The sequence below is a fragment of the Pseudomonas sp. S09G 359 genome, from assembly GCF_002843605.1.
Lineage (GTDB): Bacteria > Pseudomonadota > Gammaproteobacteria > Pseudomonadales > Pseudomonadaceae > Aquipseudomonas.
The window spans coordinates 4295933-4315135 of sequence record NZ_CP025263.1 but is presented as its reverse complement, the minus strand read 5'-3'; the positions used below and the strand labels follow the sequence as shown (position 1 = coordinate 4315135).

Here is a 19203-nt window from a genome sequence, read left to right as displayed (position 1 = left end):
GTGGAGTTGTACCATGACCGCTGCTGCCTACCCGCACCTGCTGGCCCCGTTGGACCTGGGTTTTACCACCTTGCGCAACCGCACCCTGATGGGCTCGATGCACACTGGTCTTGAAGAAAAACCCGGCGGTTTCGAGCGCATGGCGGCGTACTTTGCCGAGCGCGCGCGTGGCGGCGTGGGCCTGATGGTCACTGGTGGCATTGGCCCGAATGACGAAGGCGGGGTGTACGCCGGCGCGGCCAAGCTGACCACTGAGGCAGAAGCGCAGAAGCACAAGATCGTGACCCAGGCGGTGCACGAAGCGGGCGGCAAGATCTGCATGCAGATCCTCCACGCCGGCCGTTACGCCTATAGCCCCAAGCAGGTGGCACCGAGCGCGATCCAGGCGCCGATCAACCCGTTCAAGCCCAAGGAGCTGGACGAGGAGGGCATCGAGAAGCAGATCGAGGATTTTGTCAGCTGTTCGCTGCTGGCCCAGGTTGCCGAGTACGACGGCGTGGAAATCATGGGCTCCGAAGGCTACTTCATCAACCAGTTCCTGGCGGCCCACACCAACCATCGCACCGACCGTTGGGGTGGCAGCTACGAGAACCGCATGCGCCTGGCGGTGGAGATCGTGCGCCGGGTGCGCGAAGCGGTAGGCCCGAATTTCATCATTATTTTCCGCCTGTCGATGCTCGACCTGGTGGAAGGCGGCAGCACCTGGGAAGAAATCGTGCAGTTGGCCAAGGCTATCGAACAGGCCGGTGCGACGATCATCAACACCGGTATCGGCTGGCACGAAGCGCGTATCCCGACGATCGCCACCAAGGTGCCGCGCGGCGCCTTCAGCAAAGTCACCGCCAAGCTGCGTGGCGCGGTGCAGATCCCGCTGATCACCACCAACCGCATCAACACCCCGGAGATTGCCGAGCAGATCCTCGCCGAAGGCGATGCCGACATGGTGTCGATGGCGCGGCCGTTCCTGGCCGACCCGGAGTTCGTCAACAAGGCTGCCGCCGGCCGCGCCGATGAAATCAACACCTGCATCGGCTGCAACCAGGCCTGCCTGGACCACACCTTCGGCGGCAAGCTGACCACCTGCCTGGTCAACCCTCGGGCGTGCTACGAAACCGAGCTGAATTACCTGCCGGTCAAGCAGATCAAGAAAATCGCCGTGGTCGGCGCAGGGCCAGCAGGCCTGGCTGCCGCGACCGTGGCGGCGGAGCGCGGGCACCAAGTGACATTGTTCGATTCGGCCAGCGAAATCGGCGGCCAGTTCAACATCGCCAAGCGCGTGCCGGGCAAGGAAGAGTTCTTCGAAACCCTGCGCTACTTCAAGCGCAAGTTGCAGACCACCCATGTGGAGCTGTGCCTCAACACCCGTGTCGATGTTGCACAACTGGCAGCCGGCGGTTACGACGAGATCATCCTGGCCACTGGCATTGCGCCACGCACACCAGCGATTCCAGGCGTAGAGAACCCCAAGGTGCTGAGCTACCTGGACGTGATCCTCGAACGCAAACCGGTGGGCAAGCGCGTGGCGGTAATCGGCGCGGGCGGCATTGGTTTTGACGTGTCGGAATTCCTTGTGCACCAGGGCGTGTCCACCAGCCTGGACCGCGAGGCGTTCTGGAAGGAATGGGGCATCGACACCCAACTGCAAGCCCGTGGCGGCGTGGCCGGTATCAAGCCGCAACCGCATGCGCCGGCTCGCGAAGTGTTCCTGCTGCAACGCAAGGCCTCCAAGGTCGGCGACGGCCTGGGCAAGACCACCGGCTGGATCCATCGCACCGGGTTGAAGAACAAGCGGGTGCAGATGCTCAACAGCGTCGAGTACTTGAAGATCGACGATGCAGGCCTGCATATCCGCATCGGCGCCGAGGGCGAGCCTCAGGTGCTGGCGGTGGACAACATCGTCATCTGCGCCGGCCAGGACCCGCTGCGCGAACTGCAGGACGGCCTGGTCGCGGCGGGCCAGACGGTGCACCTGATCGGCGGCGCTGACGTGGCGGCCGAGCTGGATGCCAAGCGCGCCATCAACCAGGGCTCGCGCCTGGCGGCCGAGCTGTAAGACCCCGCGCGGGGCGGTGTTGGACAGGTGTTAGACTACTGCCCCGTTTTTCATGCAGACTTTTTCCGATGGGCCCCTTCGATTGGCTTCCCCGCGCTCCCCTTGAACCCGTGCAGCTGGATTGGCTCAACGGCGTGGAGTTGGCGGTGCTGCGCCTGGACCGCATCGACCCGCTGATCAGCGGTAATAAATGGTTCAAGCTCACCGAGCATCTGACCCTGGCGCAACAGGCCGGTGCCCGCGGGATCATCAGCCTGGGCGGCGCCCATTCCAACCATCTGCACGCGCTGGCGGCGGCGGGCAAGCGTTTTGGCTTCGCCACCGTCGGTTTGCTGCGGGGTCATCCGCAAGACACACCCACCGTCCTCGATCTCAAAGCCTTCGGCATGCACCTGCATTGGCTGGGTTATGGCGGCTATCGTGCGCGGCATGAAGCGGGTTTCTGGTTGCCCTGGCGTGAGCAATATCCTGAGTTTCACCCCGTGCCCGAGGGCGGTGGCGGGCTGGCAGGCGCATTGGGCTGTGGCGTATTGGTCGAACACGCCCGCACGCAGTTGAGCGTGCTGGGTTGGTCCGATTACCACGCATGGTGGCTGGCGGCGGGCACCGGCACCACGCTGGCGGGTTTGGCGCTGGCCGAGGCGGGCGCACATCCGGTCTACGGCGCGATGGCGGTGCCGGACGACCATGGCGTGGCGCAGAACATCGCCGCTATTGCACAAGGCGGATATGAATTGCTCGACGCCAGTCGTGGCGGCTTCGCCAAGGTCGATCCGCTGTTACTGGAGTTTATCGAAACCACCGAAAAGACCTGCGGCCTGCCGCTGGAACCGCTCTACACCGGTAAAGCGCTACTGGCGTTAAAGCAGCAGATCGACGCCGGGCGCTTTCTCCCCGGCACTCGCCTGATTTTCCTCCACACCGGCGGTTTACAAGGCCGCCGCGGGTTTGACGCCTGACACAAAATCCCTGTGGGAGGGGGCTTGCCCCCGATAACGGTGCATCAGTCGACAGATTTGTTGGCGGATCCCATGCCACCGGAAGCAATCCCCCTGCCACCCGGCATCATGCGCATCGCGGTGTTATCGCGCATCACATAGTGATGAAAAATCCCCGCCAACGCATGCAGCCCGATCAGCCAGTAACCAATCTTGCCGAACAGCACGTGCCAGCCTTCAATCGTCTTGGCCAGCGCCTTGTCCTCGCCGATCAACGGCGGCAACTCCATGCCGTAGAACATCACCGAATGCCCTTCGGCACTGACGATCAGCCAACCCGCAATCGGCATACCAATCATCAGCGCATACAGCGCAAAGTGCATCAGCGTGGCCAGCAGGGCTTGCCACTGCGGCGGCGCCGGCACAATCTTCGGCGCCACCCCCAGGCTGCGCGCGAACAGGCGCAGCCACACCAGCACAAACACGGTGAGGCCGAACATAAAGTGCATTTCAACGATCAACGTTCGCGCACCGCTGCCTTTGGGAAATTGGCCGCGTAACTCAATGCAGGCGTAGACCACCGCCAGCAACACCACCATCAACCAGTGCAACGCAATCGACATGGTGCTGTAGCGCGTATCGGAGTTTTTCCACGGCATCGCTGGGTTCCTCACTCATCAGGGCACACCTCCGTTCTAGGTGACGGAGTGCTTTAACTGTATGCCGGTTTTGCGCGGTTTGCGTGGTGGAAGTAGGACAATATTCCTCGAAAGATCCCACGTAACTGACGGATAGGCACTACAGACCCCTCCTGAAAACCTCTGCAAAGTCCTTCGCCTGATCACACAGTGCGAGGGATTGCAGATGGTTTTTCTGGTGGGTGTTTGGGTTGATGGGGCTGGCTCTTGATCGGCGCGACGGGCCAAACCATTGGCTTGCTGGTGCTCGCGGCCATGGATTCGAAGACGCGAGACGTTGAATCAGTTATTGGCGAATTCAAGCGCTGCTTAAACAGCTACGACATGTGGGCGGAAAGCTATTTCAGCTTTTCGGCACTGGATATCGAACAGGTATTCAAGGTCGGGGATGAGGTGGCGTTGGTCGCGCCGATCAACCGCTCGCTGTTTCCCAGCAGCACCACCGCGCAGTGCAAAGCTGACGGTACGTTGACCCTGGTGCATATGTTCCAGAGTTCGCGGTTCGTGCCTATTGGCAATACGCCTGTCGTGCTGCAACGCATTGATCCAAACGGCGGTCCGCTGGGCGAGCCGATCCATAAGACCATCGGGCCCAGCGGCATTCTGGAAATCACCGAGTGTGATCGCAACCAGAAATACCGGGTCAACTTTTACCCCAACGTTTCGAAGGAACACTTCAAGGCGCTGTATGCCTCGTATCAGTCGGTTATTACACCGCTTGAGGGCTGGCTGCGCAGTGAGTGGAGGGGCACGTTTGAGCCGTTGTGGAAGGATTACTCCGAAGTCAACTTCCTCCAGCGCTATCTGACGTTGCACAAGGCCTATGCCAGTGGGTTCGGCGACGCACTGTACTCGGTGTGGGACAACATCCAGCAACTGCTCCAGTGGCTGAGCCACCCGCTGGAAAACGCGGAAAAACTCCTGCATTACTTGTCGCAGGCCGAGTTTGAAAAGCTGCTGGCCGTCAGCGCCGAAACCCTCGCCAAAGGTTTGCTGGTGCTCAGCGATGAGCCGCTGTTGTTTATTTATGTGGCGGCGATGGTCAGTTGGATGCGTTTGCTGCCCCCGCCATATATGAATGAGGTGTTGGGGGAAATCAGCGCCGAGGTGCTGATCAACCTGCTGCTCGCGCTTGCCACTGCCGGGATGGGGATGGCGGTGCGTATCAGTGCGAAGGTGTTGGGAGGTATCAAGTCGCATCGGGCGCGACAGTGGCTGGAGCACATGGCCGCGCGGTTCGGCAAATCGCGCCTGGATGACCATGGTGAGGTGGCGAAGCCGATTTTGCTGGGTGGCCCGGCGATGGCGATCAAGTCGGTACCGGCTGCGCAGTTGAAGGCTGGGGAGCAGTTGGTTGCCAACCCGGTGCCAGCGGTGCGCAGCAAATCCCAGCAGACGGTGTTGGTCAGGCAGGAACACGTAGATGACGTTCCCCTGTCGGCGAAAAACCCGAAGGGGGATGCGGTAGCTTCTGCGGATAAGACCGCGACCCATGGCTGCCCGGTGTCGATGGTCACTGGCGAGGAATTGCTGACGCTGACCGATGGGGCGCTGGATGGGGTGCTGCCGTTTGAGTGGACGCGGGTGTATCGCACCAGCGCGGTGGAGGTGGATTGCGGGTTGGGGTTTGGGTGGAGTCATGCCCTGGCGCAGCGGCTTTCTGTTGCTGGTGATTTGGTGGTGTGGACGGATCACTAAAACCGACGTACTCAGTTTCCTTTGCCTACGGTTTCTCGGCCGGCGATTACCAATAGCCTGGCTGAAGCGGCCATTTATTTGGGCGCTTCGCCTGATGAACTGGTGCTGGCCCAAGCCTCACGTTTCTATCATTTTCGCGATGGCGTGCTGGTCTCGATCAGCGATGCGTATGACAACCGGTTGCGGATTTTTCGGGACTACTCCGGGCGTATTGAGCGTTTGGATAACGGTGTCGGGCGCTCGCTGGTTTTGCGCTATGCGTCGGGTCGCATCGTCGCGGTGGACTATCAGGTTCAGCGTGCCAAGGGCCATGAACCCTTTGAATGGGTTACCGAGTCTTGCATTGTTTCCTACGCCTATGACGACGCTGGCCGGCTGACCTCGGCGACCAATGCTGTAGGTGAATGTGAGGTTTATCGGTACGACGATCAGCACGTCATATTGGAACGTGGGCTGGCCGGTGGGGCGAGCTTCTTTTGGGAGTGGGAACGCGCGGGTAAGGCGGCACGCTGTGTCCGGCACTGGGCCAGCTTTTCACAGATGGACACGCGTTATGCCTGGGACGACAACGGCCGCGTCACGGTGCACAACGCCGATGGTAGCCAGGAAGTGTACGTCCACGATGACCGCGCACGGCTGGTGCAGCGCATTGATCCGGATGGCGCCAAGCATTTCAAATCCTATGACGACAAAGGTCGGCTGACGGTTGAGCAAGACCCGCTGGGTGCGGTGACGGCGTATCAATACGACGAAACCGGCCGCTTGGTGGCGTTGTTTCCGGGGGACGATGAGCCAACTTCGTACGAGCATGACAATGGCTTCGTACGGGTCGTGCGGCGTGGCAAAGCAGTCTGGAAATATGAGCGCAACGATCAGGGCGATGTCGTGCGCAAGACCGATCCTGATGGCCACGTTACGGATTACAGCTACGACAAATATGGGCAACTGATTGGGGTTTGGTATCCCGACGGCAGTTGCCATCGGCTGGTGTGGAATGAGCGTGGGCAGCGGGTTGAAGAACAGCTGCCCGATGGTGGGATCAAGCGTTATCGCTACGACGATCTTGGGCGGCAGATTGCGCGCGAGGATGAGTTTGGGTCCCTGACCCAGTATCAGTGGGATAGCGTGAGCCGCTTGATTCGCTTGGTGTTGCCAGGCGGCGCGGCGCGGGAATACAGCTACAACCCCTATGGAAAAATCACCGCTGAACGCGATGAACTGGGGAACGTCACCCGCTACGAATACGCCGATGGGCTGCACCTGATTAGCCGCCGGATCAATGCCGATGGCAGCCAGGTCAAGTATCGCTATGACAATGTTCGGTTACTACTCACCGAGATAGAAAACGAAGTCGGCGAGACTTACACACTCGACTACCACCCCAATGGCCTGATCCAGCAGGAAACCGCGTTCGACGGCCAGCGCACCGCCTACGACTATGACCTCAACGGCAACCTGCAGGAAAAGACCGAACACGGTGACGACGGCAGTCAGCTGGTTACCCGCTACGAGCGCGATCATGCCGGCCGTCTCGTACGAAAAACCCTGCCTGACAAAAGCATTGTTGAATATACCTACGACCGCCAAGGCAATCTCCTAAGCGTCGACGATAGCCACTGGTTTCTCGCCTACGAGTACGACGCCCAAAACCGCCTCACCGCCGAACACCAGGGTTGGGGCACCTTGCGCTATGGCTACGACGCCTGCGGCCAACTGCAACACCTGCGCCTACCGGACAACAACCGCCTGGTGTTCAACCATGGTAAAGGCGGCCACCTTTCCACCGTCGAACTGAACGGCACAACCCTGACCTCACATCTGTTCAAAGCGGGTCAAGAACAACAACGCCAACAAGGCCAACTTCTCAGCCACTACCACTACGACGACCAACAGCGCCTGCACGCCCACGCCGTCACCCAACAGCAACACACCCTCTACCAGCGCCAATACGACTACGACAAATCCGGCAACCTCACCCGCCTGCTCGACATCCGCAAAGGCGAACACCACTACCACTACGACCCCCTCTCGCGCCTCACCCGCGCCGATCACTCCCAAGACATCCAGGAACGCTTCGCCCACGACCCCGCTGGCAACCTGCTGATGCAAGACCGCCCCGGCCCCGACATCGTCGCCGGCAACCGCCTGACCATCCAGGGTGACCGCCATTACGACTACGACACCTTCGGCAACCTCATCCGCGAACGCCGTGGCAAAGGCCACGCGCTAATCACCGAATACCGCTACGACAACCAACACCGCCTGATCGGCCTCACCCAACCCAACGGGCAGAAGGCCAACTATCGCTATGACCCGTTCGGTCGGCGCATCAGCAAAACCGTGGACGGCATCACCACCGAATTTTTCTGGCAAGGCGACAAGCTGATTGCCGAACACCACGCAGATCGCCACCGCAGTTATATCTACGAGCCGGATAGCTTCCGCCCGCTAGCACTCCTCGAAGGCTATGGCCCAAAACAAACCAAACCCTACCACTACCAACTCGACCATCTCGGCACCCCACAGGAACTCACCACTCCCGACGGCGAAATCGTCTGGTCCGCGCACTACCGCGCCTACGGCGAAATCGCCCGCCTGGACGTAGGAAAAGTCGACAACCCGCTGCGCTTCCAGGGCCAGTACTTCGACCCGGAAAGCGGGCTGCACTACAACCGCCATCGCTACTACAATCCGGATATTGGTCGCTACCTGACCCCGGACCCGGTGAAGTTGGCGGGAGGGATTAACGCTTACCAGTACGTGCCTAACCCGACGGGGTGGACAGACCCTTTGGGATTGAGCTGTAAAGGCACAAATTGTCCTGAGGGGCCGTATAGCGCAATAGTGCCAGGGGGAGGTTTAGCGGTACACGAAGCGGCAGGAGGACACCTTATGAAAAAACATGTCGGCAGAACTGACCAACAGTTAGCGGATCGTTTAAGGCACGAACCAAATGTTCCCACAGCGTCAACATTTCCAGATCGAGCCACCGCAGAGTCAGCAATATCAAAAGTACTCGATGGTAACCAATCTAAAATCAATAATTTCCTTGAAGGAAAGGACAACCAACTTGTGATTATTGAAAGAACCTCAGAGCCTATGGGCACAAGCTGGAGGCGAGGAGCGCCTTCAACAGTTCCAGGTAGAAACATTTACCTTATTATTCGCAGAGACAAAAATATGTCCAATGGTTACAGAATTCATACTGGATTCCCGAGCCCATGAATCAAGACTACCCCGAGTTACAGCAGTTTTTAGCTGGATATTTTAACCCAGACTGGGTTGATGACCACGCCATCGCAGATGACGTGATTGATTTCTTTATTTCCGAAACCTCGGCAGAAACGCTTGCAAAGGTACAGAAAGAGCTTGAAAAATTGATATTAACTGACAAGGCAGAGCAAGAACTTCAGGAGTATTTATTCACTGAAATAGGCTGCGGCTACTATTACCCCAATGAATGGCAAGACGGGAAAACATGGCTGAGACACATAGCCTCGACTTTAATGAAAGCGCAACAGCAATCAGAGTTATGACAACAGTAGACAAACGGGCGCTTCCACTTATCTCACTCATACGCCTCAACCCTGTGGCGAGCGAGCTTGCTCGCGTTGGGCGGCGAAGCGGCCCCAATTGGGACAGCGCGGTGTTTCAGTCAGATTCGCGGCGCCAAGTTTGGGGCTGCTCCGCAGCCCAACGCGAGCAAGCTCGCTCGCCACAATAAGCATGGTCACTACAACAAGCATGCTCACTACAACAAGCATGCTCACTACAACAAGCATGCTCACTGCAACAAGCATGCTCACTACAACAAGCATGGTCACCACAACAAGCATGCTCACCCACGGCAAATGGGTGAGCAGCCGATCAAACTACCGCTTTTAGTAAGTCTGCGGCATTTCCCCGCGCGCCAATCGCCCGTTGATATCCGCAATCACCGCCGGCAAGTCGTTGATGGTGTCGATCAGGTAATGTGGGCGCGAGCCTTTGAACAGCGCTTCTATGCGTTTGCGTTCGCTGGCCAATGTCGCTGCATCCAAGGCGCGAAATTGCTCGTAGGTCAGCCCCAGCGCATTGCCGGAGCAGGTCAGGGCCACGGTCCACATGCCGGCGCGGCGGCCTTCGAGGATGCCGGGGACGGTGTCGTCGACCTTGACGCAGGCCGCCACGTCGTCGATGCCGAGTGCGATCACGTTGGCCAGGGCCTGGGCCGGCCATGGGCGGCCGTTGGGGACCTCGTCGGTGGCCACCACGTGGTCGGCGATGTAGCCGTTGGTGGCGGCCAGGGCGACGACCTTGTCCATGACTTGCTTGGGGTAGCCGGAGCAGGAGCCGATCTTGATGCCCTGTACGCGCAGGCGGGCAATGGTGTCGAGGGCGCCAGGGATCAGCGCCGAGTGCTCGGCGATTTTCTCGATTTGCAGCGGCATGAAGCGCTGGTAGATGGCGGTTACGTCGTCGTCGGTGGGCGTGCGGCCAAATGCCTTGCGGTAGCGTTCGGCGACCTGCGGTTGGTCGCAGAGGGTGCGGATATGGTCCCATTTGCCCATGCCCATCGGGCCACGGGCTTCTTCGATGGAGACTTGCACATCGAACTCGGCGAAGGCCTCGACAAAAATCTGCGTGGGCGCGAAAGAGCCGAAGTCGACCACGGTGCCGGCCCAATCGAGGATGACGGCCTGGAGGGTGTTGGGGTTTTGATAGTTCATGGTGCAGATCCTGTGGGTAATGGGGGAATCAGATGTCCAACACTTCCATTTCTTGCAGCACCTCGGCGATTGCCTTGACCGCTGCTTGCATGCCGGCTGCGTCGACGTGGCCGATGCAGCCCACGCGAAAGGTTTCCACCTGGGTCAATTTGCCTGGATACAGAATGAAACCCTTGGCCTTGACCCGTTCGTAGAAGTCCTTGAACTGGTAGCGCGGGCCTCTCGGGGCGTGGAAGGTCACGATGATGGGGGCCTGGATCGCCGCCGGCAGGAAGCTGCGCAGACCCAGTGCTGCCATGCCGTCGAGCAGCGCCTGGCAGTTGTCGGCGTAACGTTGATGGCGCGCGGGCAGGCCGCCTTCTTCGCTGTATTGCAGCAGCGCTTCGTGCAGGGCCGCGACCACGTGGGTCGGCGGGGTAAAGCGCCATTGGCCGGTCTTGGCCATGTAGCTGTGCTGGTCGAACAGGTCCATCGCCAGGGAGTGGCAGTTGCCTTGGGCAGCGGCCAGCGCTTGTTTGTCGGCGAACACGAAGCCCATGCCCGGCACGCCTTCCAGGCACTTGCCCGAGGCGGCGATCAACGCGTCGAAGGGCACCTCGCGCGCATCGATGGGCAGCGCGCCGAAGGAACTCATGGCGTCGATGATCAGCCGTTTGCCGTGGTTTTTAACCACCTGGGCGATCTCCGGCAGCGGGTTGAGAATGCCAGTGCTGGTTTCGCAGTGGATCAGCGCTACATGGCTGATGGCGGTGTCAGCCTGCAGCAGGCGGTCGACGTCGGCGGCGGTGGTGGGCTCGTCCTCGGCGGTTTCAAAGGTGCTGGAATCGCGGCCGAGCACTGCGCAGATCTTCGCCAGGCGCTTGCCATAGGCGCCGTTGATCAGCACCAATACCTTGCCGTTGCGCGGCACCAGGGTACCGATGGCGGCTTCGACGGCGAAGGTGCCGCTGCCTTGCAGGGGGACGCAGTGGTGGCTGTCGGCGCCGTTGAGGATGGCCAGCAGTTGCTCGCAGACGCTGGCGGTGAGTTGATTGAAACGGTCATCCCATGAACCCCAATCCACCATCATTGCCTGACGGGTGCGGGCAGAGGTGGTCAGGGGGCCAGGGGTCAGCAGGATCGGCGCGGCAGTGCTCATCTCAAGTCCTCGCAAGGTATCGGGGGTTGAAGCTACGGCGCCTAAATTGCAGTTTGGCTTGTTATCAATCAAATTGTTTGTTGTTATGCGAGCTATCAGTGAGGCCGATAGCTATGAACTTGTTCCAATTGCGTGCATTCGACGCCGTGGCCCGTGAGGGCAGCTTTACCCGTGCCGCGGCGCGGTTATTCATCAGCCAGCCGGCGGTCACCGGGCATATCAAGGCCCTGGAGGAGTACTACCAGATTCCCTTGCTACGCCGTACGGCGCGCCGGGTTGAGTTGACGGAGGAGGGCGCTCGCCTGGCGGCCATCACCCGCGCGATCTTCGGCCTGGTGGACGAGGCGCAGACCATGTTGGAGGCCAACCGGCAACTGCTGACCGGGCGTCTGGAAGTCGCGGCCGACGGCCCGCACCTGGTGATGCCGATGATCGCCAGCCTGCGTGAGCGCTATCCCGGAATTACGGTAAACCTGCGTTTGGGTAATGCTCAGGAAACCCTGGCCGCGCTGCTGTCCGAGCATGCGGATGTGGCGGTGCTGACCGAAGTCGAGCCACGCAGCGGCCTGCACCTGCAGCCGCTGGGCGAATCGCGGATCTGCGCGCTGGTGCCGGCCGCGCATGCCTGGGCGACGCAGCCCGAGGGCATCCAGCTCAAGCAGTTGAACGACGTGATTATGGTGTTGCGCGAACCCAGTTCGATCACCCGGCGCACCTTTGATGACGCCTGCCAGGCGGCTCACGTGCTGCCCAAGGTGTTGCTGGAGTTGGACAGCCGTGAGGCGGTGGCCGAGGCCGTGGCTGCGCAACTGGGTGTTGGGGTGGTGTCGTCGATGGAGGTCAGCCCGGACCCGCGCGTGCGCGCTGTGCCGATCCAGGGCGATGGTTTGTTGAACCGGCATATGCTCGGTTGCATGGAACGGCGCCGTTCACTGCGCTTGATTCAAGCCTTCTTCGAGTTGGCGTGAAGGCTGTCGCGCACGATCTGCAAAAACGTCGCCACCACACGGCGCGAGCTTTGCTCCTTGAGGCACACCAGAGTTTCCTTCATGCGCTGGGTGCAATCGCGGATCGGCATCGCGTACACCCGTGAGTCGGCGCCGAATTCCGCTGCCGATACCACCCCCACGCCAATCCCCACCACCACCGCTTCACGTGCGGCTTCGCGACCTTCCACCTGGATCGCCGGGCGAATGCGCAGGCCGGCCTGGCTCATTTCCTGTTCCAGGGTCTGACGGGTGACCGAGCCGGTTTCTCGCAACACCAGCGGCGTGTCGTCCAGGTCGGCGAGGCAGATGGAGTCGCGCCCCGCCCAGGGGTGGTTGCGCGCGACAAACGCCAGTAACTGGTCGTCCGGCAGGGGCAGCGACAGCAGCCGTTCATCGTCTACGTCGCGGCCCAGCAAGGCCAGGTCGGCCTGATAGTTGTACAGGCGAAACAACGACTCGTCGGTATTACCGGTTTCGATCTTCACGCTGATGCCCGGGTACAGCTGGCAAAAGCGCGCGATTTGCGGCAGTACGTGCACCGGGGCGTCCACGGCGAGGGTGAGGGTGCCGGTCAGGAGTGCGCGGGAGTCTTGCAGCAATTCCTCGGCTTCGGCCTCGATCACAAACAGGCGTTGGGTGATGGCCAGCAGCCGCTCACCCAGATCGGTGAGGCGCACCGCGCGTTTGTTGCGATGAAACAACAACACGCCGAAGCGCTCTTCGAGTTTGCGCACTTGGTCGGAAATGGCCGGCTGCGTGAGAAACAGGCGCTCTGCGGCGTGGGTGAAGCTGCCATGGACGGCCACGGCGTGGAAGGCTTTGAGTTGGGCGTGGGACACGGACATCGCAAATCCTCTTACAAGCTGAGCTTATAGGTGAAATACGATAAATCGATTTTACCTATTAGTCAGCCATTGCTTTGATACCGCTCAACCGCCGAAGGTTGAGTCCTACAACCTCGGTGGCCATGGGCTCGGGAAACCCGACTCATCTGACCAATGCCGCGCGCACCACGGCTCGGCATTGCAGTGCTCAACCATAAAAAGAACAGGCATTTGCTTCTCGATTCTGCCGGCACACTCACCTGAGGTCAGAACCACCATGAATATCCCTATGGGTAGCATCAAGCGTTGGCGCGTGCAGATTTTCGCCATCACCTGGCTGGCGTACGCCGCGTTCTATTTCACCCGCAAAGCGTTTTCGGTGGCCAAGCTCGGCATCGTCGATGACCCGAGTTTCCCCCTCGACAAAATGATGATGGCCAACCTCGATGGTATCTACCTGGCCGCGTATGCGCTGGGGCAGTTCACCTGGGGCATGCTGGCCGACCGCTTCGGGCCGCGGGTGGTGGTGTTGGGCGGGTTGCTGATTTCCGCCGCCGCCGCCCTGGTGATGGGTACTTTTGCGACTTTGCCGATCTTTATCAGTTGCATGCTGATTCAGGGGTTGGCGCAATCTACCGGCTGGTCGGGGCTGTGCAAGAACCTCGGCAGTTTCTTCCCGGCGCAGCAGCGCGGGCGCGTGCTGGGGCTGTGGAGTTCGTGCTATGCGTTCGGCGGCCTGGTGGCATCGCCCTTTGCCGGGTGGTGGGCCTATACGTTGATCGGCACGTGGCACGCGGCGTTTATTTCGAGTGCGGCGGTGGTCGCATTGGTGGCGCTGTTGTTCTTTATCTTCCAGCGCAACACCCCGCAGGATGTGGGCTTGCCGGCGGTTGAGCCCGAGCCGCTGCTGACCGCCGAGGAAGCCGCTTCCGAACAGCGCATCAGCGTACTGGAACCGCTGCGCGCGATCCTGCGCAACCGCACGGTGCTGACCCTGGGGCTGGCGTACTTTCTGCTGAAACCGGCGCGCTACGCGATCCTGTTGTGGGGGCCGGTGATCGTGTACGAGCAGATGCCCTCGGTGGGCAAGGTGGGCGCGGCCATCGTGCCCACGGCCTTCGAACTGGCCGGTTTGCTGGGGCCGGTGCTGATCGGCCTGGCATCCGACAAGCTGTTCGGCGCCCGGCGCATGCCCGCCTGTGTACTCAGCCTGTTGGCGCTGACGATTTCCCTGGCGTTCTTCATGGGCGCGCTGCACACCGGCAGTGTGGTGCTGGTGATGGCTTTGCTGTTTGTGATGGGCCTGACCCTGTACGGGCCGGACTCGATGATCAGCAGCACCGCCGCCATCGACTTCGGCACCGCCAAGGCCGGCGCTACCGCCGCAGGCTTTGTGAACGGCTGCGGTTCAGTGGGTGCTATCCTCGGCGGCTTGCTGCCGGGTTACTTCGATACCGTCACGGTGTTTGTCGTGTTTGCCGGCGCCGCGCTGTTTTCCTCACTGGTGCTGATGCCCTACTGGAACGCCAGGCCCGCCGTGCTGGCCCAGGTCGGCGACTTTGTGCCGGACCGCAGCGTTGCAATCAAACCCTTGCGCAGCTGAGACGCCTGGCCGGTTTTTTGGTGGATTAGAGTGTTTTTGCGCTATAAACTCTGCCCCCAAAGCGCCGGCCAGTAGACGTTTGGGCGCGATGGAAAGAAGAGAGTGAGTCATGGGCGCACAGTGGAAAGTCAAACATAAAGAAGCGGCATCCAATGCCAAGGGCAAGATCTTCGGCAAGCTGGTGAAAGAAATCACCATCGCCGCCCGCAACGGCGCCGACACCGCCACCAACGCCCACCTGCGTCTGGTGGTGGAGCAGGCCAAAAAGGCCTCGATGCCCAAGGAAACCCTGGAGCGCGCGATCAAGAAGGGCGCCGGTCTGCTCGGTGAAACCGTGCAATACCACCGCGTGACCTACGAGGGCTTCGCCCCGCACCAGGTGCCGCTGATCGTCGAGTGCGTGACCGACAATATCAACCGTACCGTGGCAGAAATCCGCGTGGCATTCCGCAAGGGCCAACTGGGCGCTTCCGGCTCCGTGGCCTGGGACTTCAACCACGTGGGCCTGATCGAAGCGTCGCCGGATACCCCGGATGCTGACGCGGAAATGGCCGCCATTGAAGCCGGCGCGCAGGATTTTGAAGACGGTGAAGAAGAAGGCACTACCCTGTTCATCACCGAAACCACCGACCTCGATGCCGTGCAGAAAGCGCTGCCGGAGCAGGGCTTTACCGTGCTGTCGGCCAAGCTCGGTTACATCTCGAAGAACCCGGTGAGTGGTTTGACCGACGAGCAGATGGCGGAAGTCGAAGCCTTCCTTGAAGGCCTGGACAACCATGATGACGTGCAGGATATGTTTGTCGGCCTGGCTGGCTGATCTACAACTGAAGAAATGCAGTTAAAAATGTGGGAGGGGGCTTGCTCCCGATAGCGGTGGGCCAGTTACTTAAAGTATTGACTGATCCACTGTCATCGGGGGCAAGCCCCCTCCCACATTTGTTTAGTGGCGTTGAAAGGATTGCAGCAGGGCTTCGATATCGTCGAAGCTCGGTCGCGCCAATACATCGGGCTGACAGCACTGTTGCTGCAGTGCCACTAGCGTTTCGTCACTCACTTCAACCCGCTCCAGCAACTCTCCCAGCAACACCCCGAACGCACGCACTTCAATGCGCTGCAGCGCCCTGGTTTCCAAGGTGTCTGCCGTGGCATGAAACGACGCCGCGCCAAAATCTCCGAGCAAACAATCGCCCGCCGTGTTCCACAGAATGTTGTGGCCGTAGAGGTCGCCATGGGTGATGCCATGCCGGTGCAGGTGTGCCGCTACGGAGGCGATGCCCCGTGCCATGCGCAGTGCCACGGCCAGGCTGAACCGGGTGTCCGGCGCATAGATATCCCGCGTGCACGACGCCAGGCTCGGTAGGGCGGCGAGGTTACGGTAGCTTGGATCAATCAAGTCCATTACCAGCGCGGCCTGGTCCTCGGGATGGCCAACCACGCGACCCTGTACCGCTATCAGGTTGGGGTGCAGCCCGGCGGCGATGCAGGCCTGCATTTCGTGCAGCGGGGAACCGTCACTGGTGATGGTGCCTTTATACAGTTTGACCGCCACCGGCAACGCCTGCGGTTTCCAAAGCGCCTTGCGGATAACGCCCGAGGCGCCTTCCCCGAGCACTTCGGCCAGCGCCAACTCGGCCCAGGGGATATCCGGCGTGGCGTCTTGGGCCGTCAGCGCCACCGCCATTTCCACCGGGTTGCCGGCGTAGGCCAGCCAGGTCAGGCTCGGCAGCGCCAGCAGCCACTCTGGCAAGTGGGTGAGGCAGTTGGAGGCGATGCGCAGCAGTTCCAGGTTTTGACAGTTGGCCAGGCTTTGCGGCAACTGCGTCAACTGATTGCCGGCCAGCATCAGCTTTTGCAGCAGCGGTCGCTCGCCCAGCGCGTCGGGCAATTGGCTGATGCGGTTATCGGTGAGGATCAGCCAGCGCAGCAGCGGCGGCAGCGCGGCGGCGGGCACGTGGCTGATCTGGTTGGCCTTGAAGCCGATCATGCTCAACTTTGCGCACTGGCCCAGGCAGGCCGGCAGTTGCGTAAAGGCGTTGTCCGAGCAGAACAGTACGCGCAGGTGCGGCAGGCGGTACAGGTCATCGGGCAGGCTGCTCAGGGCATTACCGCTGAGGTTGAGGATCTCCAGGGAGTCGGCCAGTTCGAAGATTTCCCGGGGGAACTCGGTGAGCCCGCAGGCCAGGTCCAGGCGCGTGATACCGACCAATTGGCCGGCCTTGAGTTGGGCGAGGGTATGCATGAAAGGGCGCGATCACTCGAAAAAGGGGCGTGGGCAAAGGAGCGTTAATGGCGCTCATGATACCGGTTCAAGTACCTGCTGCTGCAATTGGTTCAGGCGGCTGGCGGTGCGCGCCAGGTCTATGGCCTGGCCGGCGAGGGATTCAGCCAGCGGGCGTTCACCGATCAGGGTCAGGTGCTTGTCCTGGTCGTAAAGCACGTCCACCAGGTTGATAAATCGCTGCTGCACGGCGATCGGGCACTCCCCCAGGTGAGGCAGGCCGTCGATGATCCAGTGGTCGAAATCCTCGCACAGCAGCAGATAGTCCATCACTGCCGTGGGTTGTTCGCACAGATCATTGAAGGTAAAAGCGATGGCGCGGCCCTGGTGCCAGCGGGCCTGCAGCTGGCGAGTGCCGACCGGCAACGTGATAGCCGTGCAATCGGCCGCCGGTAAATCGAATGCCGCGCGCTGGGCCGCGCTGCCGGGCCAGATGAACTGCCCTTGGGTAAAGCGCTGCTGGCCATGGTTCTGCGGCAGGCCGCGGTAATCCTGCGGCGCGTTGACTTCCATGACATCCATGCGCGCGCCGATCAGCTCGATCACTGGCTTGAAACGCTGGTGATACAGCGGGTTCGGCAGCAGGCCCTCGGGCGGGTAATTGGACGTCACCAGCACCAGTATGCCGCGTGCGAACAACGCCTTGAACAGGCGGGTGATCAGCATCGCGTCGCCAATATCGTGCACGTGGAATTCGTCGAAACACAGCACGCGGCAGCCTTCGAGCAGCTCATCCAGGGTGACGGCAAGGGCGTCATGCTGCTGGCGATGGCGAAACATGCCCTGGTGCAGGCGGGCAAAAAAGTCGTGGAAATGCACGCGCTGCTTCTGCGCCAGGGGCAGGGCCTGGAAAAACCCGTCCAGCAGCCAGCTTTTACCGCGCCCCACCGCGCCGTGCAGGTACAAGCTGCGTGGCGATTGCCCTGGGGCCGCTTGCTCCAGAGCACCGGCCATCTGTGCCATGCGTTCGATCACCTGCTGCTGGCTGGGGCTCAGGGTGTAACCCTGGCGTTGTGCCTTGTGCTGGAAATAGGTGTGCACGTGGTTGGAGGCAAGCGAGACAGGCTTACCGAACAAACGGCGCAGGGCAGGGGGGATGACAGCCAATGGCGAAGATTCCGTTACGTGAAGGGCGCTATTTTGCAGGGGGGCGCGCCAATTTAACTAATACAAAATGTGCCGGCCAGCAATCTCAAAAGCAGATGGATCGCAGGCACAGGCGCCGTGTGTCGGCTGGCGCTGAAAATCGATGCAGGCATATAGCCATCTCCTATATCCTCGGCGGCGTTTCTTCCCTCGTGATTTCTTCCAGGTCTTTTATGTTCGTCATTCGTCGCCTCCTGTTGGCATTGGGCGCCTCGTGCCTGTGGATCAACGCTGCCCAGGCCGTGGCAGGCAGCGGGCAGATCGAGGCGCGACTGGTGATCACCGCCGGCTGTGAAGTGACCCAAGACGCTGTCGATGGCCGTCCGGCCGTGCATTGCAGCACCGCCCCTGAAGCCCCGACGCAGTTTACCGTCAGCACCGACCAGGGCACCCTGGAAGACGGCAGCCCTCGCACCCTCGTTACCCTGAACTGGTAAGAAAAGTACTGCAATCTGACAGTCGTATTTCTGACAAGACTGGCAGCTTTGTCCTGCGCTGCTAACCTGACCTGGGTAAGCCATTCCTCAAAAGGATTGAGGTTGTGAATGGATCTTTGGTTTTAGCCCTGTTGAGCACGCTCTGCAGCGCGCAGGTATTGGCCGCACAACTCCAGGTGGAGGTGCGGGTCAATGTGATGCGCGGCTGCCAGTTGGTCGGTCTGACCCGCGAAGCGGGGATCGAGCAATTGGGTGTGCTCGATTTTGGTGGCACTGCCCGTCTCGACGACCGCGCCGGCCCGCTGAGCGCGGCGTTGACCAGCACTCGCCAGCCGCGCCTGGAATGCAACCCCGACACCCCCTACCAAGTGCGCATCGACGGCGGCCTGCATGGCGGCATCGGTGAGGTGCGCTACCTGGCAGGCGACGCGCACAGTTCCCCAATCCCCTATCGACTGTACCGTGATCCCGCGCGGCGGGTGGCGCTGCCTGTCAATGAAGCGGTGAGCGGTACCGTGCCCGACACCGGCTCGGTAGAGCTGCCGCTGTATGCGCGCATTGAGCCGCTGGCCCAGATTCCCTCAGTGAGCCGCTACACCGATGTGGTGAAGGTGACGGTCAGTTGGTAACGATTTTTGCGCAGTGACTGCCGGGTGGACCTGGCAGGTAAAGGAATGTCGCCTGTGGCTGGG

14 protein-coding genes and 1 pseudogene are annotated in these 19203 nt (G+C 60.9%); 9 read left to right on the top strand and 6 right to left on the bottom strand.

Features of this window, described 5'->3' with window-relative positions:
- Positions 1-13: 13 nt before the first annotated feature.
- A complete protein-coding gene (locus CXQ82_RS19565; protein ID WP_101271867.1) occupies positions 14-2053 on the top strand; it encodes an NADPH-dependent 2,4-dienoyl-CoA reductase in 2040 nt (679 codons plus the stop codon).
- Positions 2054-2121: 68 nt separating this feature from the next.
- On the top strand, positions 2122-3012 hold the full coding sequence (locus CXQ82_RS19560; protein ID WP_101271866.1) for a 1-aminocyclopropane-1-carboxylate deaminase/D-cysteine desulfhydrase: 891 nt from the start codon (positions 2122-2124) through the stop codon (positions 3010-3012).
- 44 nt (positions 3013-3056) lie between these two features.
- Here CXQ82_RS19560 and CXQ82_RS19555 read toward each other — a convergent pair whose 3' ends face one another.
- Complete coding sequence (locus tag CXQ82_RS19555) at positions 3057-3650, bottom strand: cytochrome b (RefSeq protein WP_101271865.1); 594 nt, start codon at positions 3648-3650, stop codon at positions 3057-3059.
- 294 nt (positions 3651-3944) lie between these two features.
- Between CXQ82_RS19555 and CXQ82_RS19550 the strand changes: the two are divergent.
- Together CXQ82_RS19550 and CXQ82_RS19545 are read left to right on the top strand one after the other, a co-directional pair.
- Positions 3945-8612 (top strand): annotated as a pseudogene (locus CXQ82_RS19550) (RHS repeat-associated core domain-containing protein).
- Complete coding sequence (locus tag CXQ82_RS19545; protein ID WP_101271864.1) at positions 8609-8923, top strand: contact-dependent growth inhibition system immunity protein; 315 nt, start codon at positions 8609-8611, stop codon at positions 8921-8923. Before CXQ82_RS19550 ends, CXQ82_RS19545 begins: the two are co-directional and overlap by 4 nt.
- A 345-nt stretch (positions 8924-9268) precedes the next feature.
- Here CXQ82_RS19545 and phnX read toward each other — a convergent pair whose 3' ends face one another.
- Positions 9269-10096 carry a phosphonoacetaldehyde hydrolase gene (gene phnX / locus CXQ82_RS19535; RefSeq protein WP_101271862.1) on the bottom strand — a complete coding sequence of 276 codons (828 nt, stop codon included), beginning with the start codon at positions 10094-10096 and terminating at the stop codon, positions 9269-9271.
- Between the two features lie 28 nt (positions 10097-10124).
- Positions 10125-11234: a 2-aminoethylphosphonate--pyruvate transaminase gene (locus CXQ82_RS19530; RefSeq protein WP_101271861.1), complete on the bottom strand. Its 1110-nt coding sequence runs from the start codon at positions 11232-11234 to the stop codon at positions 10125-10127.
- Positions 11235-11347: 113 nt separating this feature from the next.
- Here CXQ82_RS19530 and CXQ82_RS19525 point away from each other — a divergent pair, with 113 nt between their 5' ends.
- Complete coding sequence (locus CXQ82_RS19525; RefSeq protein WP_101271860.1) at positions 11348-12202, top strand: LysR substrate-binding domain-containing protein; 855 nt, start codon at positions 11348-11350, stop codon at positions 12200-12202.
- Here CXQ82_RS19525 and CXQ82_RS19520 read toward each other — a convergent pair.
- Positions 12178-13068, bottom strand: coding sequence for a LysR substrate-binding domain-containing protein (locus CXQ82_RS19520; RefSeq protein WP_101271859.1), 891 nt, complete (start codon positions 13066-13068; stop codon positions 12178-12180). The genes CXQ82_RS19525 and CXQ82_RS19520 overlap by 25 nt on opposite strands.
- A gap of 256 nt (positions 13069-13324) precedes the next feature.
- Between CXQ82_RS19520 and CXQ82_RS19515 the strand changes: the two genes are divergently transcribed.
- Both CXQ82_RS19515 and CXQ82_RS19510 read left to right on the top strand, forming a co-directional pair.
- Positions 13325-14650 (top strand): MFS transporter, encoded by a 1326-nt coding sequence (locus CXQ82_RS19515; protein ID WP_101271858.1) that lies wholly within the window; start codon positions 13325-13327, stop codon positions 14648-14650.
- Between the two features lie 109 nt (positions 14651-14759).
- Entirely contained in the window at positions 14760-15467 is a 708-nt protein-coding gene (locus CXQ82_RS19510) for a YebC/PmpR family DNA-binding transcriptional regulator (protein WP_027606258.1), read from the top strand.
- 123 nt (positions 15468-15590) lie between these two features.
- Here CXQ82_RS19510 and CXQ82_RS19505 read toward each other — a convergent pair whose 3' ends face one another.
- Entirely contained in the window at positions 15591-16889 is a 1299-nt protein-coding gene (locus CXQ82_RS19505) for a protein kinase (protein WP_101271857.1), read from the bottom strand.
- A gap of 54 nt (positions 16890-16943) precedes the next feature.
- Positions 16944-18026 carry a cell division protein ZapE gene (gene zapE / locus CXQ82_RS19500; RefSeq protein ID WP_371917367.1) on the bottom strand — a complete coding sequence of 361 codons (1083 nt, stop codon included), beginning with the start codon at positions 18024-18026 and terminating at the stop codon, positions 16944-16946.
- A gap of 221 nt (positions 18027-18247) precedes the next feature.
- Between zapE and CXQ82_RS19495 the strand changes: the two genes are divergently transcribed.
- Entirely contained in the window at positions 18248-18511 is a 264-nt protein-coding gene (locus CXQ82_RS19495) for a hypothetical protein (protein WP_101271855.1), read from the top strand.
- Positions 18512-18615: 104 nt separating this feature from the next.
- Positions 18616-19140 carry a spore coat U domain-containing protein gene (locus CXQ82_RS19490; RefSeq protein ID WP_101271854.1) on the top strand — a complete coding sequence of 175 codons (525 nt, stop codon included), beginning with the start codon at positions 18616-18618 and terminating at the stop codon, positions 19138-19140.
- Positions 19141-19203: the final 63 nt, after the last annotated feature.

What these genes read in the sequence shown, in the direction of transcription:
- CXQ82_RS19520 (WP_101271859.1), bottom strand. Translation starts at nt 13,068, where the DNA reads ATGTCCGTGTCCCACGCCCAACTCAAAGCCTTCCACGCCGTGGCCGTC.
- CXQ82_RS19510 (WP_027606258.1), top strand. Translation starts at nt 14,760, where the DNA reads ATGGGCGCACAGTGGAAAGTCAAACATAAAGAAGCGGCATCCAATGCC.
- CXQ82_RS19525 (WP_101271860.1), top strand. Translation starts at nt 11,348, where the DNA reads ATGAACTTGTTCCAATTGCGTGCATTCGACGCCGTGGCCCGTGAGGGC.
- CXQ82_RS19515 (WP_101271858.1), top strand. Translation starts at nt 13,325, where the DNA reads ATGAATATCCCTATGGGTAGCATCAAGCGTTGGCGCGTGCAGATTTTC.
- CXQ82_RS19555 (WP_101271865.1), bottom strand. Translation starts at nt 3,650, where the DNA reads ATGCCGTGGAAAAACTCCGATACGCGCTACAGCACCATGTCGATTGCG.
- CXQ82_RS19565 (WP_101271867.1), top strand. Translation starts at nt 14, where the DNA reads ATGACCGCTGCTGCCTACCCGCACCTGCTGGCCCCGTTGGACCTGGGT.
- CXQ82_RS19495 (WP_101271855.1), top strand. Translation starts at nt 18,248, where the DNA reads ATGTTCGTCATTCGTCGCCTCCTGTTGGCATTGGGCGCCTCGTGCCTG.
- CXQ82_RS19530 (WP_101271861.1), bottom strand. Translation starts at nt 11,234, where the DNA reads ATGAGCACTGCCGCGCCGATCCTGCTGACCCCTGGCCCCCTGACCACC.
- CXQ82_RS19505 (WP_101271857.1), bottom strand. Translation starts at nt 16,889, where the DNA reads ATGCATACCCTCGCCCAACTCAAGGCCGGCCAATTGGTCGGTATCACG.
- phnX (WP_101271862.1), bottom strand. Translation starts at nt 10,096, where the DNA reads ATGAACTATCAAAACCCCAACACCCTCCAGGCCGTCATCCTCGATTGG.
- CXQ82_RS19545 (WP_101271864.1), top strand. Translation starts at nt 8,609, where the DNA reads ATGAATCAAGACTACCCCGAGTTACAGCAGTTTTTAGCTGGATATTTT.
- CXQ82_RS19560 (WP_101271866.1), top strand. Translation starts at nt 2,122, where the DNA reads ATGGGCCCCTTCGATTGGCTTCCCCGCGCTCCCCTTGAACCCGTGCAG.